The 3,799-nt window shown below is 67.0% G+C and carries 5 protein-coding genes; all 5 read left to right on the top strand.

What is annotated here, in order from left to right:
• Positions 1-108: 108 nt before the first annotated feature.
• Complete coding sequence (locus tag GF405_09325) at positions 109-906, top strand: hypothetical protein (GenBank protein ID MBD3368351.1); 798 nt, start codon at positions 109-111, stop codon at positions 904-906.
• The gene (gene scpB / locus GF405_09320; GenBank protein MBD3368350.1) at positions 903-1,724 is read left to right on the top strand and encodes an SMC-Scp complex subunit ScpB; all 822 of its coding nucleotides are present in this window, start codon (positions 903-905) and stop codon (positions 1,722-1,724) included. The genes GF405_09325 and scpB overlap by 4 nt, the downstream gene beginning before the upstream one ends.
• Positions 1,714-2,463, top strand: coding sequence for a pseudouridine synthase (locus GF405_09315; GenBank protein ID MBD3368349.1), 750 nt, complete (start codon positions 1,714-1,716; stop codon positions 2,461-2,463). The genes scpB and GF405_09315 overlap by 11 nt, the downstream gene beginning before the upstream one ends.
• 92 nt (positions 2,464-2,555) lie before the next feature.
• A complete protein-coding gene (locus GF405_09310; protein ID MBD3368348.1) occupies positions 2,556-3,239 on the top strand; it encodes a (d)CMP kinase in 684 nt (227 codons plus the stop codon).
• Positions 3,236-3,799: 1-acyl-sn-glycerol-3-phosphate acyltransferase (locus tag GF405_09305; protein MBD3368347.1), on the top strand; the 564-nt coding region annotated here is incomplete at its 3' end. The genes GF405_09310 and GF405_09305, both read left to right, overlap by 4 nt.

The raw sequence follows: 3,799 nt of genomic DNA, 5'->3' as shown, positions 1-3,799 counted from the left end.
GTCGTGCCGGCAGTGCGGCGGCTCGCGCCCCGGGCGGGCTGCGCGGCGTTCTTGACGAATTCCGACCAAGCTGGTAGCGTTTCGCGGTCGACTTCTCCTGGAGAGGGCATGCACGAGGAACAGACGACATCAACGCCGGAAGGGCAGGACGTCGAGACGCGGCTCGTCAACCGGCCCGTCTATCAGGTTCGTATCGACGCGTTCGAGGGCCCGCTCGATCTCCTGCTCCACCTCATCCGGTCCCAGGAACTCGACATCTATGACATCCCGATCGCTCAAATCACGGATCAGTATCTCGAGTATCTCGAGTTCATGGAGTCGCTCGACCTGTCGCTGGCCGGCGAGTTCCTGGAGATGGCGGCGACCCTGATCCGGATCAAGGTCAGGATGCTCCTCCCGCCTCCCGAGACGGAGGGAGAGGAGGAGGAAGACCCGCGTCAGGATCTCGTTCGGAGACTGGTCGAGTACAAGGAGTTCAAGGAGGCGGCGAAGGTCCTCTCGGAGCACGAGGTGGAACGACGCGAGCACCATCCCCGGGCGGTCGACGTCTCGCGGTATACGGACGAGGAGCCGGACACCGAGGAGCTGCTGCGGGACGTAACGCTGTTCGACCTGGTCGATGCGCTCCGCGAAGTCCTCTCACGCGTTCCGAACAGGATCGACGTCCATGCGGTCGATCTGGAAGAGGTGACCGTCGAGGACCGGATCGACCACCTCATCGCGACGGTCAAGCCGGGCGAGCGGTTCACGTTCACCGACCTCTTCGAGGAGGCGGCGAGCCGCCCGCGCATCATCGCGACCTTCATCGCGCTCCTGGAGCTCATCAAGAGAGGGATGCTCTCGGTCATCCAGGAGCGGGTCTTCGGGGAGATCATCGTCACAGCGCATGCTGGGGGTGAGTCGTGAGCGAGCCTGAACTCAAGGGAACCGTCGAGGCGCTTCTTTTTTCCTCGGATACACCCGTCACACTGGACCGCCTGTGTTCGGTGATGGAAGGGCACGAGCGGTCGGACATCCGCGAGGCCGTCGAGCGCCTCGCGGCCGAGTACGACGAACAGGGACGGGCGTTCACGATCGCGAAGCTCGCCGGCGGATGGCAGCTCTACGCGCGTCCCGAGTACTCCAAGTGGATCCGCGATCTCAACAGCTCCCGCTCCGCTACGCGTCTGAGCCAGGCCGCCCTCGAGACCCTCGCCATCGTCGCGTACAAGCAGCCGATCGTCCGGGCCGAGGTAGAAGGTGTCCGCGGCGTCGACTCGAGCGGCGTTCTGTCGACGCTTCTCAAGAGGAATCTCATCGCGATCGCCGGACGCGCTCCCGGCATGGGGCGGGCCCTGATGTACCGGACGACCAGGGAGTTCCTCCGGTACTTCGGTCTCGACTCGCTGACGGACCTCCCGCGTCTCGAGGAGTTCGCCGAGGTTCTCGGCCTGAAACCGGAGGAACTCGAGGCGACCGTCGAGGGCGCGGAGTCGGCAGGGGCACTCTCTCAGCCGGACGCGAACGAGGAACAGGACGGGACCGGCGCGGCTTCGTCGGCAACCGCGCCGCCGCAGAAGGGCGCATCCGGCGAGCCGGCCGCCGAGCAGCAAGCCGAGGCGCCGCGCATCATCGCCCGGACGGCGACCGAGGAGCCTTCGGACGATTCGGGCTCGGCGAGGCCGCCGTTCTCCATGCACAGCATCCCCGACGACGAACTCCTGAAGTCGCTCGATGAGGATTAACAGGTTCCTGGCACGAGCCGGCGTCTCCTCGCGCCGGGGCGCTGAGGAGCTCGTCCGCGCCGGCCGCGTCACTGTCAACGGCCGGACGGTCACGAGACTGGCAACGACTGTCGACCCCGAGCACGACACCGTCGAGCTCGACGGTAGCCCGGTCACGCTGCCGGAGACCTTCACGACCATCATCCTGAACAAGCCGCGCGGGGTCGTCGTCACTATGGACGACCCGCAGGGGCGCCCGACCGTCGCCGACCTCACGAGGGACGTGCCGGCGCGCGTCGTACCGGTCGGTCGTCTCGACGCCGACAGCGAGGGCCTTCTCATCATGACCGACGATGGGACGCTGGCGCACCGAATAGCACACCCGTCGTTCGAACTCGACAAGGTATACGAGGTCACGGCACGGGGTGTGCTTCAGGAAGGAGAGAGACGGCGCCTCGAGATGGGGGTCGAGCTCGACGGACGCACGACGTCGCCCGCGTCGGTCACGGTCATGTCGACCGAACGCAACAGAACGAAGGCCGTCGTGACCATCCACGAGGGGCGAAAGCGGCAGGTCAGAAGGATGTTCGAGACCGTGGGGCACCCGGTCAGGGCGCTACGCCGCGTCAGGATAGGTCCGGTGGAGCTGGGCGACCTCAGGCCGGCCTCCTGGCGGCGTCTGTCCGAGAAGGAGCTCAATGCCCTCGCGGCCGCCGTGGGGCTCGACAGGACGCCTGAAACGCCTTGCAGCGACACGTGAGGCAGGCTATAATCTGAAGCTCGGTCGAAGTGGCAGATGATACCGCTGGGCAGGCCTCAAGACGACCTCACAACAGGACGAGGGATACCAGCCTGATCATCGCGATCGACGGCCCCGCCGCGTCGGGCAAGAGCACCACGGCCCGGGCGGTGGCTGAGAGGCTAGGATACACCTACATCGACAGCGGCGCGATGTACCGCGCCGCGGCCCTCGCTGCCATGCGTCGAGGTGTCGACCTCGACGACGTCGAGGAGCTGACGCGCGTCGCGGAGAGCTCGACCATTGAACTCACCCCGACAGGCGCGGTGCTTCTCGACGGAGAGGACGTGACGACGGCGATCCGTACGCGCGCTGTATCGGATGCCGCCTCCGTCGTGTCGACGGTTCCAGGCGTCCGACGCGCGCTCGTCCGCGAGCAGAGGCGCCTCGGCAGACACGAGAACTGCGTGATGGAGGGGCGCGACATCGGAACGGTCGTGTTCCCGGAGGCGGACCTCAAGGTGTTCCTGACCGCGGGCGTTCGCGAGAGGGCGCGCAGGCGACACGCCGAGGATCCCGAGGGCGGAGCGACGCTCGAGGAGATCGAACGCGAGATCGCCGAACGGGACCGGCGGGATGAGTCGCGGAACGACAGCCCGCTCGTGCGGGCCCGGGATGCGGTCGTGGTCGACACCACGTCGTTGACGATCGAGGATCAGGTGGATCGGGTGATCGAGCTGGCCGTCGAGCGCGGCGCCACGAGACCCCGGAACGCCGACGGAGCGCTCGGGACGTGAGGTTCCACTACAGGATCGGCTGGACGCTCGCGCGATTGCTTGTGAAGCTGCTCTGGGGCTTCAGGGCCGAGGGCTACCGCGGCATTCCGCGGCACGGTCCGGTCCTTCTGGCGAGCAATCACATCTCGGGCTGGGATCCGCTGCTCGTCGGGCTCGGATGTCCCCGGGAAACGCACTTCCTCGCCAAGGAGGAGCTCTTCCGGAACCCGTTCCTGGGATGGCTCATCAGGACATACAACGCCATCCCCGTAAGACGCGGAGCGTCCGACAGACGGGCGCTCAGACGGGCCGTCTCGGTCCTCGAGCGCGGCGGCGCGATGTTGATGTTCCCGGAGGGAACGCGGAGCAGAGACGGACGTCTCGGGAAGGGCCGTGCCGGCGCGGCCTGGGTGGCCGCGACCGCGGGTGCTGTGATCGTCCCGGTCTGGATCACCGGCTCGAGGGACCTCGCCGGGGCCTTCAGAAGGAAGAGACTGCTCCTTGTGAGGTACGGACGGCCGATCGCCCCGCGAGAGGACGGCGACTACAGGGCTCTCGCCGAAGAGGTGATGGCGGCCATC

This window comes from Candidatus Effluviviaceae Genus V sp. (assembly GCA_014728125.1).
Lineage (GTDB): Bacteria > Joyebacterota > Joyebacteria > Joyebacterales > Joyebacteraceae > WJMD01.
The sequence above is the reverse complement of the archived record's forward strand: the minus strand, read 5'-3'. Positions and strand labels throughout refer to the sequence as shown.